Annotated in this window: 18 protein-coding genes and 1 pseudogene; 17 read left to right on the top strand and 2 right to left on the bottom strand. The window is 67.8% G+C overall.

From position 1 onward, the window contains the following. The 4 genes and pseudogenes from QOC69_RS11875 to QOC69_RS11860 form a co-directional block, all read left to right on the top strand. A pseudogene (locus tag QOC69_RS11875) lies at window positions 1–161 on the top strand (riboflavin synthase); the annotation flags it as partial. Between the two features lie 161 nt (window positions 162–322). After that, window positions 323–1,651 carry a bifunctional 3,4-dihydroxy-2-butanone-4-phosphate synthase/GTP cyclohydrolase II gene (locus tag QOC69_RS11870; RefSeq protein WP_526439610.1) on the top strand — a complete coding sequence of 443 codons (1,329 nt, stop codon included), beginning with the start codon at window positions 323–325 and terminating at the stop codon, window positions 1,649–1,651. Then, complete coding sequence (ribH, locus tag QOC69_RS11865) at window positions 1,648–2,130, top strand: 6,7-dimethyl-8-ribityllumazine synthase (protein ID WP_526439608.1); 483 nt, start codon at window positions 1,648–1,650, stop codon at window positions 2,128–2,130. The genes QOC69_RS11870 and ribH overlap by 4 nt, the downstream gene beginning before the upstream one ends. A 35-nt stretch (window positions 2,131–2,165) precedes the next feature. Then, entirely contained in the window at window positions 2,166–2,624 is a 459-nt protein-coding gene (locus tag QOC69_RS11860) for a PH domain-containing protein (protein ID WP_526439606.1), read from the top strand. On the opposite strand, the gene QOC69_RS11855 is transcribed toward QOC69_RS11860, so the two are convergent. Beyond that, complete coding sequence (locus tag QOC69_RS11855) at window positions 2,599–3,075, bottom strand: GNAT family N-acetyltransferase (protein ID WP_526439604.1); 477 nt, start codon at window positions 3,073–3,075, stop codon at window positions 2,599–2,601. The two genes, QOC69_RS11860 and QOC69_RS11855, sit on opposite strands and share 26 nt — an antisense overlap. A 48-nt stretch (window positions 3,076–3,123) precedes the next feature. Here QOC69_RS11855 and QOC69_RS11850 point away from each other — a divergent pair, with 48 nt between their 5' ends. Genes QOC69_RS11850 through murD form a run of 3 tightly spaced genes read left to right on the top strand, consistent with a single transcriptional unit; the run spans window position 3,124 to window position 6,576 of the window. Further along, window positions 3,124–3,933 (top strand): hypothetical protein, encoded by an 810-nt coding sequence (locus QOC69_RS11850; RefSeq protein ID WP_526439602.1) that lies wholly within the window; start codon window positions 3,124–3,126, stop codon window positions 3,931–3,933. Beyond that, window positions 3,930–5,288, top strand: a complete 1,359-nt coding sequence (locus QOC69_RS11845) for a MurL-like N-terminal domain-containing (protein WP_526439600.1) — start codon at window positions 3,930–3,932, stop codon at window positions 5,286–5,288. The genes QOC69_RS11850 and QOC69_RS11845 overlap by 4 nt, the downstream gene beginning before the upstream one ends. Further along, entirely contained in the window at window positions 5,257–6,576 is a 1,320-nt protein-coding gene (gene murD, locus QOC69_RS11840; RefSeq protein ID WP_526439598.1) for a UDP-N-acetylmuramoyl-L-alanine--D-glutamate ligase, read from the top strand. The genes QOC69_RS11845 and murD overlap by 32 nt, the downstream gene beginning before the upstream one ends. 4 nt (window positions 6,577–6,580) lie before the next feature. On the opposite strand, the gene QOC69_RS11835 is transcribed toward murD, so the two are convergent. Next, complete coding sequence (locus tag QOC69_RS11835; protein WP_526439596.1) at window positions 6,581–8,533, bottom strand: gamma-glutamyltransferase family protein; 1,953 nt, start codon at window positions 8,531–8,533, stop codon at window positions 6,581–6,583. Between the two features lie 120 nt (window positions 8,534–8,653). Here QOC69_RS11835 and uvrC point away from each other — a divergent pair, with 120 nt between their 5' ends. The 10 genes from uvrC (at window position 8,654) to QOC69_RS11785 (ending at window position 18,259) form a co-directional block, all read left to right on the top strand. Next, on the top strand, window positions 8,654–10,642 hold the full coding sequence (gene uvrC, locus QOC69_RS11830; RefSeq protein ID WP_526439594.1) for an excinuclease ABC subunit UvrC: 1,989 nt from the start codon (window positions 8,654–8,656) through the stop codon (window positions 10,640–10,642). A 47-nt stretch (window positions 10,643–10,689) separates the two neighbouring features. Beyond that, entirely contained in the window at window positions 10,690–11,613 is a 924-nt protein-coding gene (gene rapZ, locus QOC69_RS11825; protein WP_526439592.1) for an RNase adapter RapZ, read from the top strand. Further along, entirely contained in the window at window positions 11,610–12,611 is a 1,002-nt protein-coding gene (gene yvcK / locus QOC69_RS11820) for a uridine diphosphate-N-acetylglucosamine-binding protein YvcK (protein WP_526439590.1), read from the top strand. Before rapZ ends, yvcK begins: the two co-directional genes overlap by 4 nt. Window positions 12,612–12,618: 7 nt before the next feature. Continuing rightward, a complete protein-coding gene (whiA, locus tag QOC69_RS11815; RefSeq protein WP_526439588.1) occupies window positions 12,619–13,602 on the top strand; it encodes a DNA-binding protein WhiA in 984 nt (327 codons plus the stop codon). 69 nt (window positions 13,603–13,671) lie between these two features. Then, the gene (locus tag QOC69_RS11810; protein WP_526439586.1) at window positions 13,672–14,382 is read left to right on the top strand and encodes an ABC transporter substrate-binding protein; all 711 of its coding nucleotides are present in this window, start codon (window positions 13,672–13,674) and stop codon (window positions 14,380–14,382) included. Between the two features lie 85 nt (window positions 14,383–14,467). Next, window positions 14,468–15,490 carry a type I glyceraldehyde-3-phosphate dehydrogenase gene (gene gap, locus QOC69_RS11805; protein WP_526439584.1) on the top strand — a complete coding sequence of 341 codons (1,023 nt, stop codon included), beginning with the start codon at window positions 14,468–14,470 and terminating at the stop codon, window positions 15,488–15,490. Between the two features lie 32 nt (window positions 15,491–15,522). Then, window positions 15,523–16,737, top strand: a complete 1,215-nt coding sequence (locus QOC69_RS11800) for a phosphoglycerate kinase (RefSeq protein WP_526439582.1) — start codon at window positions 15,523–15,525, stop codon at window positions 16,735–16,737. A gap of 7 nt (window positions 16,738–16,744) precedes the next feature. Next, entirely contained in the window at window positions 16,745–17,530 is a 786-nt protein-coding gene (gene tpiA / locus QOC69_RS11795) for a triose-phosphate isomerase (RefSeq protein WP_526439580.1), read from the top strand. Window positions 17,531–17,574: 44 nt separating this feature from the next. Beyond that, entirely contained in the window at window positions 17,575–17,811 is a 237-nt protein-coding gene (gene secG / locus QOC69_RS11790) for a preprotein translocase subunit SecG (RefSeq protein ID WP_526439578.1), read from the top strand. Between the two features lie 25 nt (window positions 17,812–17,836). Beyond that, window positions 17,837–18,259, top strand: a complete 423-nt coding sequence (locus QOC69_RS11785) for a hypothetical protein (RefSeq protein ID WP_526439576.1) — start codon at window positions 17,837–17,839, stop codon at window positions 18,257–18,259. Window positions 18,260–18,407: the final 148 nt, after the last annotated feature.

Below are 18,407 nucleotides of genomic sequence, written 5' to 3'. Positions count from 1 at the left end.
GGCTGGGGCACGATTGGTTCGAGGTGTCGTTGATTCCCACCACGCTGTCGCTGACCACCCTGGGCCGTGCCGAGGTCGGAACGCCGGTCAATCTCGAGGTGGACGTCATCGCCAAGTACGTCGAGCGGCTGCTCGGCTTCGACGGCACGCCCGCCGAATGACCTGATTTGCCGATTTCTGCCAGGCCGGGCGAGCCTGCGGAGGTCCCATCCGCCCAGTTCAGGCGTACCGGGCCCAGCGGGCAATAACCGCAGCGCCGGTGTGGTTCATACTGAAAGGCACTGAACGATGGTCCCGGCAGGGACCGGCAAGGGTGGCACAGATGACGAGGCTCGATTCCGTCGAACGGGCGCTGGCCGACATTGCGGCGGGCAAGGCCGTCGTCGTCATCGACGACGAGGACCGCGAGAACGAAGGCGACCTGATCTTCGCCGCCGAGAAGGCGACACCCGAACTCGTCGCGTTCATGGTCCGATACACGTCCGGTTATCTCTGTGTGCCACTCGACGGCGACATCTGCGACCGGCTCGGACTGTTGCCGATGTACGCGGTCAACCAGGACAAGCACGGCACCGCCTACACCGTCACGGTGGATGCGAGGGCCGGTGTCGGAACCGGCATCTCGGCCTCCGACCGGGCGACCACCATGCGCCTGCTCGCCGATCCGGCCGCCACGGCCGATGAATTCACCAAGCCCGGTCACGTGGTGCCGTTGCGCGCCAAGGACGGTGGCGTTCTGCGCAGGCCCGGGCACACCGAGGCCGCGGTGGACTTGGCGCGGCTGGCCGGTCTGCAGCCGGCGGGCGCGATCTGCGAGATCGTCAGCCAGAAGGACGAAGGGGCGATGGCGCAGACCGACGAATTGCGGGTCTTCGCCGACGAACACGGCCTGGCGCTCATCTCCATCGCCGACCTCATCGAGTGGCGGCGCAAGCACGAGCGTCACATCGAGCGCATCGCCGAGGCGCGGATCCCCACTCGCCACGGCGAGTTCCGGGCGGTCGGCTACACCAGCATCTACGAGGACGTCGAGCACGTCGCACTGGTCCGCGGCGACATCTCCGGTCCCGAGAGCGACGGCCACGACGTGCTGGTCCGCGTGCACTCCGAGTGCCTGACCGGCGACGTGTTCGGCTCGCGCCGCTGCGACTGCGGCCCCCAGTTGGACGCCGCGATGGCCATGATCGCGCGCGAAGGCCGCGGTGTGGTGCTCTACATGCGCGGGCACGAGGGGCGCGGCATCGGCCTGATGCACAAGCTGCAGGCGTATCAGTTGCAGGACGCCGGCGACGACACCGTCGATGCGAACCTCAAGCTGGGCCTGCCCGCGGATGCCAGGGACTATGGCATCGGCGCTCAGATCCTCGTCGATCTGGGCATCCGGTCCATGCGCCTGCTGACCAACAACCCTGCCAAGCGGGTCGGCCTCGACGGCTACGGCCTGCACATCATCGAGCGGGTGCCGCTGCCGGTGCGCGCCAACGCCGAGAACATTCGTTATCTGATGACCAAACGCGACCGGATGGGCCACGACCTGACCGGCCTCGACGACTACGACGAGTCGGTCAAGATGGACGGCTACGACGAGGCCGTCTACCTGCTCGGCGATCGCCTGCCTCCGGCGGCCTCCGATTCCGGCGGGACCCCATGAGCGGTGGCGCCGGTGTGCCGGAGCTGCCGCGGATCGACGCCTCCGGGGTGTCGCTGGCCATCGTCGCCAGCACGTGGCACGAGCAGATCTGCAATGCCTTGCTCGACGGTTCGCTGCGCGTAGCCAAGGACAGCGGCATCGCCAAGCCCACCGTGGTGCGGGTGCTCGGCGCCATCGAGATCCCGGTCGTGGCACAGGCTTTGGCGGAGGGTCACGACGCCGTGGTGGCACTCGGCGTGGTGATCCGCGGACAGACACCGCATTTCGACTACGTCTGCGACGCGGTCACCCAGGGTCTGACCCGGGTGTCGCTCGACTCCTCGACGCCGGTGGCCAACGGCGTGCTGACCACCAACGACGAGAAGCAGGCCCTCGACCGCGCCGGATTGCCCGGGTCGGCGGAGGACAAGGGTGCTCAGGCCGCGGCGGCCGCGCTGTCCACCGCGCTCACACTGCGTGACCTGCGCGCCCGCTCGTGACCGGGCCGGATGGTCGCTCCGCAAGCTCCGCTCCCGTGTGGGACCTCGAGGTCCGCCCGCACCTGACGCCCTACTTCGTCTACGCAGCGGCATTCCTCATCGCAGCGGCCCACATCACCGTGGGATTCCTGCTCAAGGTCGGCACGTCGGGGGTGATCTTCCAGACCGCCGATCAGGTCGCGATCGGATTGCTCGGTGTCATCATCGGCTGTCTGGTGCTGTTGTTCGCCAGGCCCCGCCTACGCGTCGGCGCGGAAGGAATAGCGGTGCGGAACCTGTTGGTCTACAAGGTAATTCCGTGGCCCGACGTCGTCGACGTTTCGTTTCCGCTTGGCGCGCGGTGGGCACGCGTCGACCTGCCCGACTACGAATACACCCCGGTGATGGCGATCCAAGCCGTGGACAAGGACCGGGCCGTGGAGGCGATGGACCGCGTGCGCGAACTGATCGTGCGCTACCGCCCCGACGTCAGCCCACGCTCAACGACATCGTGAGTTCGTCGGCCTGGCCTGCGGCCTTCCCGTTCGCCCGGGCCACACCGAATCCCAGGCGCTCGTAGACGGCGCGCGCGGCGGCGTTGTCCGGGCTGACCCGCAACGTCACCGTGCGGACCTGCTGACTGCGGGCCCAGTCCACCGCGGCGGTCAACAAGACGGCGGCCAGGTCGTGGCCGCGGGCGGTCGGCTCCACCCACAGCGAATACAGGTAGACGGACTCGACGCTCTCCCGCTGCGCGCCGACCAGTCCTACCAGTCGCTCGCCGATCATCGCGGCGAACTGTGCGTGGGCGCGCAATCGGCGCCGCCATTGAGCTGCGGTGAACGACATCTCCTGCCGGTACTGCGGGTCGTCCGTGCCGAGCGTGTCCGCGAGCGCACGCAGCCGGAGGTTGGCGAACGCTCGCCAGTCCGACTCGTTGAGTTGGGCGACCGGTGGGGCACTCATGCGGCGTCGCACGGCTCCGTTCGTCGAGTACGGTAGAATTCGCTGACAGTGACCGATTTTCGCATGTCGACGACGCTGGCCTTGGCGCCCACGTCGGCACACCGGATACACGAAATCGATACTCCGCTCATCCCGGTGACGCAAGTCATTGCGCGGCTGGGCTCACATCCCACCATCACAGTCCCGATGATCGCAGGCACCGTGCCGGACGTCGACGGCGTCTGGCGGTATCTGAAGGACCCGGCCGAGTTCTTCGGCATTCCGATGCCGGATCGGGACGCGCTGCACACCGCGCTCACCGGATTCGCCGGCGCCGCCCGTGGCCGGGACAACGCACTGATCGCGGCCACCATAACGCTCCTGGAGATCGACGGTCGGCCCGACTTCGTTGTGACGGGCGCCGTGGTGGATCCGGTCCGCTCGACCGCGGTGCGCGTTGCCGGCTGCGACGCCGGAGCGCAGGCACCCGGTTCCACCGATCCGGTGTGGCTGCGGATGGCGGCCCGCACGACGAGCCACGGTGCGGTCGACCAGATCCAGCGGTGGTTGAACGACGGCGGCTACGCCGACGGCGTCCCGACGGGCACGCTCGCAGGTGCCCCGCTACTCGGCGCACTGGTCTTCGACACCGCGGCCGGATTGGTGGGCATCGACGACCCCGAACCGACGTCCATCCTCGACCTACTCGATCGGTGCGGCGTCACGAGCGGCGTCCGGCGGGTCGACGTCCGCCCGGCACGTGCCGGGCACGCGTGGTGGATCTCGCCGACTTTCCAGACACATCCGGTGGAGAGCATCGATGACGCGGTCTTCGGCGTCGACGCCGACGTCCGCCCGCCGTTCCTGAGGTCGCGATGAGCCGCCACTTCCACCCGAAGGTCTTTTCCGCGCTGACGATCGACGGCTTCGACGTCACCGACGGTGCGTTCGCCGGGCACTACACGCTGCGCGGCTCAGACCCCGCCGACGACGTGTCCTTCTCCGAGACGGTGAACTTCGGCACGACATTGCGGAAGCCACCGGACGACCGGCTGCTGCGACTGCTGACCTTGACGTGCGTGCCGAGTTACTACAAGGCCGCCGCGCCGCCCCGGATCGAAATCGCCTTTCCGACCTTCGATTTCGAGCGGACCTACCTCCGGGAACTGATCGCGGGCGGACTCGGCGAGTTCGCCTACCGCAATGACCTGCCCGACGCCCTCGGCCCCGAGATCACGGGCCCGCAGGCAGGCGCGACGTCATCCGGGGTCGGGGACGACGACTGGGACGGCACGCGCACCCCCCTGGTCCCCGTGGGTGGCGGCAAGGACTCGGTGGTGACCATCGAAGCCCTCAAACGCCACGGCCTGCGCCCGATGTTGTTCAGCGTCAACAAGTTCGATCCGATCGATCGGTGCGTCGAGGTCAGCGGACTGGACAGCACACACGTGACCAGGTCCATCGATCGCCGGCTGATCGAGGTCAACGGTGAAGGCGCCTACAACGGTCACGTGCCCGTCACGGCGATCAACAGCGTCATCGGACTGATCGTCGCCGACGCCAACGGGCTGGGGTCCGTCGTGCTGTCCAACGAGCGGTCCTCCAACGTCGGCAACGTCAGCTGGATGGGCCGGGACATCAACCACCAGTGGTCGAAGAGCGTGGCGTACGAGACCCTGCTGCGGAACACGCTGTCGCAGTACGGCATGAACCCCGACCGGTACTTCTCGCTGCTGCGCGGCCTGTCCGAATCCGAGATCGCGGACCGGTTCCGCACCAGCCCGGAGTACTTCCGGGTGTTCATCAGCTGCAACCGGCCGTTCGCGCTCGACGCCGGGCGTCGGGGTGCGTCATGGTGTGGGCACTGTCCGAAGTGCCTCTTCGTCTTCCTGCTGATGGGGCCGCGCCTCGGCCGCGCCGAGGTGGAGGCCATCTTCGGCCATAACCTGTTGGCGGACAACGACAATCGGCCGGGATTCTCCGACATCGTCGGGTTGGGTGTGCACAAGCCCTTCGAGTGCGTCGGGGAGTACTACGAAGCCGCCGAGTCGTTGCTGTCGATCGTGGACGACGACGATTGGCGAGGCCTACCGCTGGTGGAGGAGTTCCGAACTCGGCGTGCCGAATTGGAAGCGGTCGCCGCCACGGGTGATACGGGCCCCGACGTTCACTACGTGCCCGCGCGATACGCGTCGACCCTGGATGACCGAGATGGCGCCGTCCCAAAGACCTGAGCTCGCCGGTCTGGTCGTCGGGATCTGGGGTTTCGGCCGCGAGGGTGTCTCGATGGCCAGGACCGTCGCGGCCGCAGGCGCGGCGCGCATCGAGGCCGTCGACGACGTGGGACGTGGCCGCCTCGAGGTACCGGGCGACATCGCGGGCGTCACGGTGTTTCGCGGTGCAGAACATCTGAATCGCCTGCGCGACTGCGACATCGTGTTCATCAGCCCCGGGGTGCCGTGGCGGCAGCCCGTCTTCGCCGAACTGCGGGCGTCCGGCGCGCGCATCTCGAGTGCGGCCGACTGGTTCGTGTCACGCCACGGCGCGCAGACCATCGGCGTCACGGGCACCAAGGGCAAGAGCACCACCGCCTCATTCCTCGGTCACCTGCTCGGCAGGCTCGGCGTCAACGCGGTGGTGGCCGGAAACATCGGCACCCCACTGTCGGACCTGTCACCGGACCGCGACGCCGTGGTGGTCGCGGAGTTGTCGAGTCAGCAGGCGGCGCTGCTGAGCGCCTCGCCCGCGGTGGCCGTCGTGACCAATCTTGCCGAGGACCACCTGGATTGGCACGGCGGCACCGATCCGTACTATCTCGCGAAGGCCAACGTCTTCCGCAACGGCGCACGGTCGCTGGTGTCCACACCCGATGCGATCGCCGCCATGCAGCGCGTCGGCGTGACCACCTTTCCGCCGTCACTGCGGCTCGTCGATCCGGCGACTGTCCGCCGGCCTGCGGGCACGTCCGTGATGACCTATGAACACAACGCGGTCAACGGTGCCCTCGCCGTCCTGGCCGCCGAGGAGATGCTCGGCCGACCGGTCACGCCGGACGCGGCCGATGCCGCCGTCGAGACGTTCGAAGGTCTGCCACACCGGTTGCAGACCGTGCGGACCACCGGGCGGACAAGGTGGATCGACGACACGCTGGCCACCACGGGGGAGAGCGTGGTCGCCGCGCTGAAGTCGATGCGTCCCGACGACAACATCGCACTGATCGTCGGAGGCATGGACAGGCGGCTGAACTACGACCAGGTCGACGCATACCTGTGCAGCGGCGCCCGCCGGGTTTCGCTCATCCAGGCGCCGAGCAACGGTGCGGTCATCGGGCGCGGCTACGCCCGCGAGCATCCGTCGGAGACGCACGTCGTCGGCGGCCTTGACGAGGCGGTCAGGGTGGCCGCGGCGCTGCCCGACGTCGACATCGTGCTGCTGTCGCCCGGTGCGGCCAGCTACGACCTGTTCGTGAACTACGAGGCGAAGGCCGCGGCGTTCTGCGGCTTCATCGACGGCCTGGGGTGATCCGTCAGCGGCCGGTGTCGCCCATCACCAAACCCTCGCGGCGCGGGTCGGCGCCGCCCACCCAGCCGGGTTGATTGCGGACGATCGCCGACAGTCCGCTTGACTGGTCGGCCAGGTTGACGTCGTGTCCGAGCTTGCGTAGCCCCTGCACGAGCGGGTCATGGTCGCCGTTCTCGGACGTATCGATGACCGGATGTTCACCGCCGACGTTGGTCTTGGGCGAGTTCGCCGCTCCGAAGTCGACAGCCGACACCGCCTGCTGCGGATCAAGACCCCAATCCGCGATCCCCACAACGGTTTTCACCACGAACTGGATGATCACCGAGCCGCCCGGCGAGCCAAGCACCGCGTACAACGGGCCCCTGGCGCCGGCCTGGCCGGACTCGAACACCAGCGTCGGCGCCATCGAGCTGCGTGGCCGCTTGCCGGGCTGGACCCGGTTCGCCACCGGTACTCCGTCCGGACCCACTGGCTCGGCAGAGAAGTCGGTGAGCTGGTTGTTGAGGATGAATCCGTCCACCATGTGATACGACCCGAACGCCGACTCCACCGTAGTGGTCAGTGACGCCGCGTTACCCTGCGCGTCGACGACGCTGATCTGGCTGGTGCCGTGTTCGGGGATGGGCGGCGCGGGCGTGGTCGGCAATCCGAAGTCGCCCGGTTTCGCGGTGCCCATGGTGTGCTGTTCGGAGATCAGCGCGGCCCGTCCGGAAAGGTAGGCGGCGTTCAGCAGGGTGTTGGGCGAACCGCCGGGCAGCGGCACGAAATCGGTGTCGGCGACGTACTTGTCGCGATCGGCGTAGGCCAGCCGCTCGGCTTCGGAGACCAGGTGGACACCCATGACGGAGGGCCGGCCACCGTTGAGGTCGACGTCGGTGGGTTTGTGGCCACCCATGGCAAAGTGCTCGAGCGTGCCAAGGGTCGAGGCCACCGCGATACCCCCGGACGACGGAGGCGGCATACCGCAGATCTCCTTGCCGCGGTAAGGATTACACAGCGGATCGCGCTTCTTCACGGTGTAGCCGGACAGGTCCTCGACGGTCATCAGGCTCGGCGTGCGGTCGCCGGACGTATCGCCTGCGGCGGCCACGACGGCGCGGGCGATGTCTCCCGTGTAGAACGACTGCGGGTCGGATGCGATGACGCCCAAAGTCTTTGCGTAGGCGGGATTCGTCAGTCGGGTTCCTGCGGTCTTGGGGCTGCCGTCGGTGTTGAGGAAGTAGCCCGACGCGTTCGCGTCGACGCGCAGTTCAGGCGCGGAATCCGCGATCGCGGCCGCCAGCCGCGGGCTGACGTCGAATCCGTTGTCGGCCAGCGTGACGGCGGGGTCGAACAGCTCGCGCCAGTCCGTCTTGCCGTGTTCGGTGTGCGCTTCCTTCAGGAGGGCCAGGATGCCGGGTACCCCGATGGAGCGGCCGGAGGCCCTGGCGTCGGGCTTGGGCTCGGTGCGGTCGGTGTCGGAGATCCAGCGCAGATAGTTCTCGGTGGCCGCCGCGGGCGCGATCTCGCGTCCGTCGTACGCCTGCACGCTGCCCGACGAGGCGTCGTAATAGAGCAGGAACCCGCCGCCCCCGATGCCCGACGACTGCGGCTCGACGAGGCCAAGCACCGCCTGCGCGGTGACGAGCGCGTCGGCTGCGGTGCCGCCCTTGTTCAGCACGAGGCAGGCCTCTTGGGTGGCCAGCGGATTGGCGGTGGCTACGGCGTAGGTGCTCGTGCGGACCGCCGTCATGTCCTTGCGGTAGCCGGTGGCGACCTCGGGATTGGTGGAGATGTTCTGGGAGGTGGTCGCTGCCGTGGCGGGCGCAGGTGTCTTCGGGGCGGGCGTGCCGTTGGGGACGATCTCACACGGACCCGCCGCGGCGGGCGGGTTGCTTTCCTCGGCGGCACATCCGGCCACGACCAACACGGCGCTGGCCAGAATGACCGTCACTTTGGCGAACGGTGTGATCGGCATCACTCGACGGTAGTTCATCGGGCTGCTCGTCCGTGCCTACTCCACCCGGTGAATCGAGTAGGACCGGTGCGGAGAGCGCTGTGCCAGATCGGGTCGGACCGCGGTACTAACCTGGGAGCCGTGCCCGATCCAGCGACGTACCGGCCGGCTCCGGGATCCATCCCCGTGCAGCCCGGCGTCTACCGCTTCCGGGATCCGCACGGCCGCGTCATCTACGTCGGCAAGGCCAAGAGTCTGCGCAGCAGGCTGAACTCCTACTTCGCCGACATCTCCGGACTGGCGCCGCGCACGCGTCAGATGGTGACCACCGCGAGCAGCGTCGAGTGGACGGTGGTCAGTACCGAAGTAGAGGCGCTGCAGCTCGAGTACAACTGGATCAAGGAATTCGACCCGCGGTTCAACATCCGCTACCGCGACGACAAGTCGTACCCGGTCCTGGCGGTGACCCTCAACGAGGAGTACCCGCGGCTCTTCGTCTATCGCGGACCACGCCGCAAGGGGGTGCGCTACTTCGGCCCGTACTCACACGCCTGGGCCATCCGTGAGACCCTCGACCTGCTGACCAGAGTCTTCCCCGCGCGGACGTGTTCGGCAGGGGTATTCAAGCGGCACAACCAGATTGGCCGCCCCTGCCTGCTCGGCTACATCGACAAGTGCTCGGCGCCGTGCGTCGGCCGGGTCAGCGCCGAGGAGCATCGGGCGATCGTCGAGGACTTCTGCGACTTTCTGGCTGGCAAGACCGACCGGCTGGTCCGTGAGATGGAAAAGCAGATGATCGCCGCATCCGAGCAGCTCGACTTCGAGCGGGCAGCCCGGTTGCGCGACAACATCGGTGCGCTCAAGCGGGCCCTGGAGAAGCAGACCGTGGTGTTCGGCGACGGCACCGACGCCGACGTGGTGGCGTTTGCCGATGACGACCTCGAGGCGGCCGTGCAGGTGTTCCACGTGCGCGGCGGGCGGGTCCGCGGCCAGCGTGGGTGGGTCGTCGAGAAACCTGGTGAGCCAGGCGAACCCGGCCAGGAATTGCTTGTCGAGCAATTCCTCACGCAGTTCTATGGCGACCAGGCCGAACTCGGTGGAACTGGTGACGAGGCCACCAACCCGGTTCCCCGGCAGGTGCTGGTCCCGGTACTACCAGGCAACGCGGGGGAGTTGGAGATCTGGTTGTCCGGGTTGCGGGGATCACGCGTCCAGTTGCGGGTGCCGCACCGCGGCGACAAGCGTGCGCTCGCCGAGACGGTGCACCGCAACGCCCAGGATGCGCTGGCACAGCACAAGCTGAAACGTGCGGGTGACTTCAACGCGAGATCTGCTGCACTGCAGAGCATTCAGGAGTCCCTCGGCCTCGCCGAGGCGCCGCTGCGGATCGAATGCGTTGACATCAGCCACGTCCAGGGCACCGACGTGGTGGCGTCACTGGTCGTGTTCGAGGACGGGTTGCCCCGCAAGTCGGACTACCGGCACTACGCCATCCGCGAGGCCGCAGGCGGGGGCCGGTCCGACGACGTGGCGTCCATCGCCGAGGTGACGCGGCGGCGGTTCGCGCGGCACGTCGCCGATGCCGATCGTCCCCTCGTCGCCGAGGGCAAGTCACGACGGTTCGCCTACCCGCCGAACCTGTTCGTGGTCGATGGCGGCGCCCCGCAGGTCAATGCCGCCGCGGCGGTCCTCGACGAACTCGGCGTCACCGACGTCGCGGTGATCGGGCTGGCCAAGAGGCTGGAGGAGGTGTGGGTGCCATCACAAAACGGAGCAGTGCCCGATCCCATAATTCTCCCGCGCAACAGCGAAGGCCTCTACCTGTTGCAGCGGATACGTGACGAAGCGCACCGGTTCGCGATCAGCTACCACCGCAGCAAACGGTCGAAGCGGATGACCACGTCCGCGCTCGACTCGGTCCGCGGACTGGGGGAGCACCGGCGCAAGGCGCTGGTCACCCACTTCGGCTCGCTGGCCCGGTTGAAGCAAGCCAGCGTGGAGGAGATCACCTCGGTGCCGGGGATCGGCGTGGCCACGGCGAAGGCGGTACTGGAAGCGCTGGGCGTGCCAGCCGAATCGGGCGCGCCCGACCCGATCATCGACCATGATCGGAGCAGAGCATCGGGATGACGGAGTCGGGGAATGACGTGCAGCGAGAAGCCGGAGGCGGATCGCGCATGACGGAAGGGTTCCGGGAGGACGGCTTAGGGCACGATCCAACTGCCGATGACGCCGCTGGTGGCATCGACGTCGTCCTCGTCACCGGGCTGTCAGGCGCGGGCCGCGGGACGGCCGCCAAGGTGCTCGAGGACATCGGCTGGTACGTCGCGGACAACCTGCCGCCCGAGCTGATCGCCCGAATGGTCGAACTGGGTCTGGCTGCCGGTTCCCGGATCACGCAGCTGGCGGTGGTGATGGACGTCCGCTCGCGCGGCTTCACCGGCGACCTCGAGTGGGTGCGCAACGACCTGGCCACCCGGCAGATCACCCCGCGGGTGCTCTTTCTCGAGGCGTCCGACGAGATCCTGGTACGTCGCTACGAGCAGAACCGGCGCAGCCATCCGTTGCAGGGCAATCAGACTCTCGCCGAAGGCATTACCGCCGAACGCGCGCTGCTGGCGCCGGTGCGCGCAGCGGCCGACCTGGTCATCGACACGTCGAGCCTGTCGGTACCCGATCTGCGGGCCAGCATCGAACGGGCCTTCGGTAGCGAGACCGTCGCGCACACCAACGTCACCGTCGAGTCGTTCGGTTACAAGTACGGGCTGCCCATGGATGCCGACACCGTGATGGACGTGCGGTTCCTGCCCAACCCGCACTGGGTCGACGAACTGCGGCCTCATACGGGTCAGCACCCAGCGGTGCGCGATTACGTCCTGGGTCAACCGGGCGCGGCGGAGTTCCTCGACACCTACCATCGGCTGCTGGACGTCGTGATCGACGGTTACCGCCGGGAGGGAAAGAGATACATGACCGTCGCGATCGGCTGCACGGGCGGCAAGCATCGCAGCGTGGCCATGGCCGAGGCACTGGCCGGGCGTCTGGAGGGTGGAGATCGGTTGACGGTGCGGGTACTGCACCGGGATCTGGGTCGCGAATGAATGCCCGCATCGTTGCACTCGGCGGCGGGCACGGGCTGTATGCGACGTTGTCGGCGGCCCGCCGGTTGACCCCATACGTGACCGCCGTGGTGACGGTCGCCGACGACGGCGGCTCGTCGGGCAGACTGCGCAACGAGCTCGACGTGGTCCCGCCGGGTGATCTGCGAATGGCGTTGGCGGCGTTGGCCGCCGACAGTCCACACGGTCAGTTGTGGGGGACCATCATCCAGCACCGGTTCGGTGGCAGCGGGGCACTTGCGGGGCACCCGATCGGCAACCTGCTGCTCGCCGGGCTCAACGAGGTGCTCGCCGATCCCGTCGCGGCGCTCGACGAGTTGGGCCGGATCCTCGGCCTCAAGGGCCGGGTGCTGCCGATGTGTCCGATCGCGCTTCAGATCGAGGCCGACGTCGGTGGTCTGGAATCCGATCCGCGGATGAGCCGCGTCATCCGAGGGCAGGTCGCCCTCGCCACCACGGTGGGGAAGGTGCGGCGAGTGCGGCTGTTGCCGAGCAATCCTCCGGCCACACGGCAGGCCATCGACGCGATCATGGCGGCCGATCTGGTGGTACTCGGACCCGGGTCGTGGTTCACCAGCGTGATACCTCACGTCCTGGTCCCGCAGCTGGCGGAGGCATTGCAGGCGACGCAGGCCAGGCGCGCCCTGGTGCTGAATCTGGTGGCCGAGCCGGGCGAGACCGCGGGGTTCTCCGCCGAGCGCCACATCCACGTCATCGCCCAGCACGCGCCGGGCTTCACCGTGCACGACATCATCGTCGACGCGGCGGGAGTGCCTGGCGAGCGCGAACGCGAACAGCTCAGGCGCACCGCGGCGATCCTCGACGCTGAGGTCGAGTTTGCTGACGTGTCCAGACCTGGTACACCATTACATGACCCGGCGAGATTGGCGGCAGCCTTGGAGCGTGTACGCCTACGTGGCAGCGCACCCGTGCCGCCGACGGTTCCCACCGCCGCCGTGAGGTCGGTCGACGAGAGGTGACGTTTTCGTGGCTATGACAGCCGAGGTCAAAGACGAGCTGAGTCGGTTGGTGATCAACTCCGTCAGCGCCCGTCGTGCTGAGGTGGCGTCCTTGCTGCGCTTCGCGGGCGGCCTGCACATCGTGGCGGGCCGCGTCGTGGTCGAGGCGGAGGTCGACCTTGGCATCATTGCGCGGCGGCTGCGCAAGGACATCCACGACCTCTATGGCTACAACGCCGTCGTGCACGTGTTGTCGGCCAGCGGGATCCGCAAGAGCACCCGGTACCTGGTGCGGGTGGCGCAGGACGGTGAGTCGCTCGCGCGGCAGACCGGCCTGCTGGATCTACGCGGTCGTCCGGTGCGCGGATTGCCTGCGCAAGTGGTCGGCGGCAGTGTCGGCGATGCCGAAGCAGCTTGGCGGGGAGCGTTTTTGGCGCATGGTTCGTTGACCGAGCCCGGTCGTTCGTCGGCGTTGGAGGTCAGTTGCCCTGGCCCGGAGGCGGCGCTCGCGCTCGTCGGTGCCGCGCGACGGTTGGGCGTCAGCGCGAAGGCCCGCGAGGTAAGGGGGAGCGACCGTGTGGTGGTGCGCGACGGTGAGGCCATCGGCGCGTTGCTGACCCGGATGGGCGCGCAGGACACCCGCTTGACGTGGGAAGAGCGGCGGATGCGCCGCGAAGTGCGGGCCACCGCCAACCGATTGGCCAACTTCGACGACGCGAACCTGCGCCGTTCGGCGAGGGCGGCCGTGGCTGCGGCGGCCAGGGTGGAGCGTGCGTTGTTGATCCTCGGCGACACCGTGCCCGATCATCTCTCCGCGGCAGGCAGGCTGCGTGTCGAGCATCGGCAGGCGTCCCTGGAGGAACTGGGCCGGCTCGCGGAGCCCCCGATGACCAAAGATGCTGTGGCGGGCCGTATTCGGCGACTGTTGTCGATGGCCGACCGAAAGGCCAAGCAGGACGGGGTCCCCGACACGGAGTCGGCGGTCACGCCGGATCTGCTCGAGGACGCCTAGTCACGTCGATGTTGCATTCAGGGCTGTGATCCGAGCCTCAGTGCAATCTCAACGAGTTAACTGGAGAGCATGGCGATCCTGACAGTGGGCGTGGCATTCCCCGACCCGCCGTTCAACGGCATCGCGGACGGCGGCCTCGACATCGATCTCATCGATGCGGTGGCCGCGGCTATGGGGATGACGGTCGCGCTCGTCGCCTACGACGGATCGGACTTCAACGGCATCTTCGACGAGCTGGGCTCCGGGCAGTACGACTGCGTCATCGCGGGTACCACCGTGACCCCGGAACGGCAGCGCAGGGCCGCCTTCGCGCCGGCGTACCTGATCTCCGGTCAGTCGCTCGCCGTCGACACCGAGCGGCTGCCGAAGGTCAGGTCCGTCGACGACCTGGCCGGCCTGACGATCGGTGTCCAGCAGGGCAACACCAGCCAACCCGTCGCCGAACACCTGGTGGCCGAGGGCAAGGCCGCGGCGGTCAGGGTCTACGACTACGGCAGCATCCGCACCGCGCTGACCGATCTGCGCACCGGGGGCTGCGACGCGTTCATGAAGCTGGCACCGGTGCTCACCGAACTCGTCAGGCCCCTCGTCGGTGTCGAGGTGGTGCAACGGAACATCTCCAGGGAGGACATCGCGATCGCGGTATCCCTTGGCAACGAGGCGATGCTGCAGCGCATCGCGTCGGCGCAAGCCGAACTCGAGGATGACGGCACGCTGCAGGGAATCCGGCGCAAGTGGCTCGGCAACCCCTACATCGACCAGAGCGTGGCCGCGCACTGACCAGCCGTCGCGTTGCGATCGGCACACCACTAGGCTGGCTTGCGGGCAATTCACAGCAGACGCAACAGACCAAGGAGTGACGATCGTGACGGTTCGGGTAGGCGTTAACGGCTTCGGTCGAATCGGACGCAACTTCTTCAGGGCCCTGGACGCCCAGAAGGCGCTTGGCAACAACACCGACATCGAGATCGTGGCTGTCAACGACCTCACGGACAACGCCACCCTGGCGCACCTGCTGAAATTCGACTCGATCCTGGGCCGGCTGCCCTACGACGTCAGCCTCGAGGGCGACGACACCATCGTCGTCGGCTCAACCAAGATCAAGGCGCTCGAGGTCAAGGCCGGTCCGTCGGAACTGCCATGGGGTGACCTCGGCGTCGACGTGGTCGTCGAATCCACCGGCATCTTCACCAACGCCGCCAAGGCCAAGGGCCACCTGGACGCGGGCGCCAAGAAGGTCATCATCTCGGCGCCGGCCACCGACCCGGACATCACCATCGTCATCGGCGTCAACGACGACAAGTACGACGGCAGCCAGAACATCATCTCCAACGCGTCGTGCACCACGAACTGCCTCGGCCCGCTGGCCAAGGTTCTCAACGACGAGTTCGGCATCGTCAAGGGCCTGATGACGACCGTCCACGCCTACACGCAGGACCAGAATCTGCAGGACGGCCCGCACAGCGACCTGCGCCGCGCCCGCGCCGCCGCGCTGAACATCGTGCCCACCTCGACGGGTGCCGCCAAGGCCATCGGCCTGGTGCTGCCTGAGCTGAAGGGCAAGCTGGACGGCTACGCGCTGCGCGTGCCGATCCCCACGGGATCGTGCACCGACCTGACCGTGGAGCTGGCCAAGTCCGGCACCGCCGACGAGATCAACGCCGTTTTCAAGGCGGCCGCCGAGGGCACGCTCAAGGGCATCCTGAAGTACTACGACGCACCGATCGTGTCCAGCGACATCGTCACCGATCCGCACAGCTCGATATTCGACTCCGGCCTGACCAAGGTGATCGACAACCAGGCCAAGGTCGTGTCGTGGTACGACAACGAGTGGGGCTATTCCAACCGCCTCGTCGATCTGGTCGCGCTGGTCGGTAAGTCGCTGTAGGGGCGAGCGTAGCGACGGGAGGATAAGTAGTCGTGGCAGTTTCGACGCTCGAGGATCTCCTGGCAGACGGCGTCGACGGTCGAGGCGTCTTGGTGCGCTCCGACCTCAACGTCCCGCTCGACGACAACGGCAACATCACCGACCCCGGCCGGATCATCGCCTCGGTACCCACGCTGAAGGCGCTGGCCGACGCCGGGGCCAAGGTCGTCGTCACTGCGCACCTCGGCAGGCCCAAGGATGGGCCGGACCCGAAGTACTCGCTGGCGCCCGTCGCGGCCGCCCTCGGCGAGCAGCTCGGCAGGCACGTCCAGCTCGCCGGTGACGTGGTCGGCACCGACGCGTTGGCTCGCGCCGAGGGACTCACCGACGGTGACGTGCTGCTGCTGGAGAACATCCGCTTCGACCCGCGGGAGACGAGCAAGGACGACGCCGAAAGACTGGCGCTGGCCAAGCAGCTCGTCGAGCTCGTCGGCGATGACGGGGCCTTCGTGTCGGACGGCTTCGGGGTGGTGCACCGCAAGCAGGCCTCGGTGTACGACGTCGCCACGCTGCTGCCGCACTACGCGGGCACGCTGGTGGCCACCGAGGTGAAGGTGCTCGAGCAGCTGACCACCTCCACTGCGCGGCCGTACGCGGTGGTGCTCGGTGGGTCAAAGGTGTCGGACAAGCTGGCGGTCATCGAGAATCTCGCCACCAAGGCCGACAGCCTCGTCATCGGTGGCGGTATGTGCTTCACCTTCCTTGCCGCGCAGGGCCTTTCGGTCGGCACGTCGCTGCTGCAGGAGGAGATGATCGAGACCTGCAAGAGCCTGCTCGAGACCTACGGGGACGTCATCCACCTTCCGGTGGACATCGTCGTAGCGGAGAAGTTCGCCGCCGACTCGCCGCCGGAGACGGTGGCCGCCGACCGACTCCCCGACGGCACGATGGGGCTGGACATCGGCCCGGAGTCGGTCAAGCGGTTCACCGCGCTGCTCTCGAACGCGAAGACCGTCTTCTGGAACGGCCCCATGGGCGTGTTCGAGTTCCCGGCGTTCGCGGCGGGCACCAAGGGCGTCGCCGAGGCGATCATCGGTGCGACGGCCAAGGGCGCCTTCAGCGTCGTCGGCGGTGGCGATTCCGCCGCGGCGGTGCGCCAGCTCGGCCTGGCCGAGGACGGCTTCTCACACATTTCGACCGGAGGCGGGGCGTCGCTGGAATACCTTGAGGGCAAGACGCTGCCCGGCATCGACGTACTCAACTCATAGGAGTCCCGTGTCCCGTAAGCCGCTGATCGCCGGCAACTGGAAGATGAACCTCAACCACTTCGAGGCCATCGCCCTGGTGCAGAAGATCGCGTTCTCGTTGCCGGAGAAGTACTTCGCCAAGGTCGACGTCACCGTCATCCCGCCGTTCACCGATCTGCGCAGCGTGCAGACGCTGGTCGACGGCGACAAACTCAAGCTCACCTACGGCGCGCAGGATCTGTCTCAGCACGACTCCGGCGCCTACACCGGTGACATCAGCGGCGCGTTTCTGGCCAAGCTCGGCTGCACGTTCGCGGTCGTCGGGCACTCCGAGCGCAGGACCTACCACGCCGAGGATGATGCGCTGGTCGCGGCGAAGGCCGCCGCGGCGTTCCGGCACGGCCTGACCCCGATCGTGTGCATCGGCGAGGGGCTGGAGATTCGCGAGGCCGGCGATCACGTCGCCTACAACGTGACCCAACTGAAGGGCTCGCTGGCCGGGCTGACCGCCGAGCAGATCGCGACGATCGTCGTCGCATACGAGCCGGTGTGGGCGATCGGCACCGGTCGGGTCGCCAGCGCCGGGGACGCGCAGGAGGTCTGCGCCGCCATCCGCAAGGAACTCGGCGAGCTGGCGACTCCTGCCATAGCCGCAGGCGTGCGGGTGCTCTACGGCGGATCGGTCAACGCCAAGAACATCGGCGAGCTGATCGCGCAGGAGGATGTCGACGGTGCGCTGGTCGGCGGGGCGTCGCTGGACGGAGAGCAATTCGCCATCCTGTCGGCGATCGCCGCAGGTGGCCCGCTTCCATAGCCCCGAAGCCCTGATCGCGGCCGTTACCCGGTAGTCTGGCGGCCATGGTTTTCGCTCTGCAGATCACTCTGGTCGTCACCAGCGTGTTGGTGGTGTTGCTGGTGTTGCTGCATCGTGCCAAGGGTGGCGGCCTGTCGACGCTCTTCGGCGGTGGCGTTCAGTCCAGCCTCTCTGGCTCGACCATCGTCGAGAAGAACCTGGACAGGTTGACGTACTTCGTCACCGGCATCTGGGTTGTCTCGATCGTCGGCGTGGCGCTGCAGATCAAGTACGGCGCCTAACCCACCGCACGATCCCGGGGGCGCGATGAGCGGGCCGCAGCCGCCGCGCGAGGGGATCGTCGTCACCACGCGGTATTCGCTGATGACGTGGGTGTTCGCCCTGGTCAAGCCGAAGGTCGTCGTCAACGGCTGGGAGGTGCCCAGCGTGGGCTGGGGACGCACCGTGGTGCCCGCGCCGCCCGGCCAGTATCACGTGCACGTCCACACGCCGTACTTCGTGCCGAGCCGGGTCGGGCCCGCCGACTACACCGTCGCCGTCCAGCCTGGCCGACTGGTCGAACTCGAGTACAAGGCGCCCGTGTGGACCTTCAGCCAGGGCTCGCTGGGGCCGCCGCCGCAGACCTACAACGGACTGACGGCGACGGTCGATCGCCGTTCTGGTGGTGGTGGTGGTGGTGTTCGCGGGCATGTTCCTGCTGGTACTCGCCGGGACGGCCTAGGGTCCTGAGTCATTACTTCGGGTGCGGTGTTTGTCGATGCTGGTAATGGCCGGTGGTGTTGTCCCGGAGGTAGGTGCGTAGCACGCGGCGCCGACAATTCGGGCGTTCGGCGTCGGTGTTCGGCTGAGTTGTCCACAGTCGCGGATTCATCCCCAG

Source organism: Mycobacterium sp., from assembly GCF_032162105.1.
Taxonomy (GTDB): Bacteria; Actinomycetota; Actinomycetes; order Mycobacteriales; family Mycobacteriaceae; genus Mycobacterium.
This window is presented reverse-complemented; position numbering and strand designations above follow the sequence as displayed.

What these genes read in the sequence shown, in the direction of transcription:
- QOC69_RS11870 (WP_526439610.1), top strand. Translation starts at nt 323, where the DNA reads ATGACGAGGCTCGATTCCGTCGAACGGGCGCTGGCCGACATTGCGGCG.
- ribH (WP_526439608.1), top strand. Translation starts at nt 1,648, where the DNA reads ATGAGCGGTGGCGCCGGTGTGCCGGAGCTGCCGCGGATCGACGCCTCC.
- QOC69_RS11855 (WP_526439604.1), bottom strand. Translation starts at nt 3,075, where the DNA reads ATGAGTGCCCCACCGGTCGCCCAACTCAACGAGTCGGACTGGCGAGCG.
- QOC69_RS11845 (WP_526439600.1), top strand. Translation starts at nt 3,930, where the DNA reads ATGAGCCGCCACTTCCACCCGAAGGTCTTTTCCGCGCTGACGATCGAC.
- murD (WP_526439598.1), top strand. Translation starts at nt 5,257, where the DNA reads ATGACCGAGATGGCGCCGTCCCAAAGACCTGAGCTCGCCGGTCTGGTC.
- QOC69_RS11835 (WP_526439596.1), bottom strand. Translation starts at nt 8,533, where the DNA reads ATGCCGATCACACCGTTCGCCAAAGTGACGGTCATTCTGGCCAGCGCC.
- rapZ (WP_526439592.1), top strand. Translation starts at nt 10,690, where the DNA reads ATGACGGAAGGGTTCCGGGAGGACGGCTTAGGGCACGATCCAACTGCC.
- yvcK (WP_526439590.1), top strand. Translation starts at nt 11,610, where the DNA reads ATGAATGCCCGCATCGTTGCACTCGGCGGCGGGCACGGGCTGTATGCG.
- QOC69_RS11810 (WP_526439586.1), top strand. Translation starts at nt 13,672, where the DNA reads ATGGCGATCCTGACAGTGGGCGTGGCATTCCCCGACCCGCCGTTCAAC.
- secG (WP_526439578.1), top strand. Translation starts at nt 17,575, where the DNA reads ATGGTTTTCGCTCTGCAGATCACTCTGGTCGTCACCAGCGTGTTGGTG.
- QOC69_RS11785 (WP_526439576.1), top strand. Translation starts at nt 17,837, where the DNA reads ATGAGCGGGCCGCAGCCGCCGCGCGAGGGGATCGTCGTCACCACGCGG.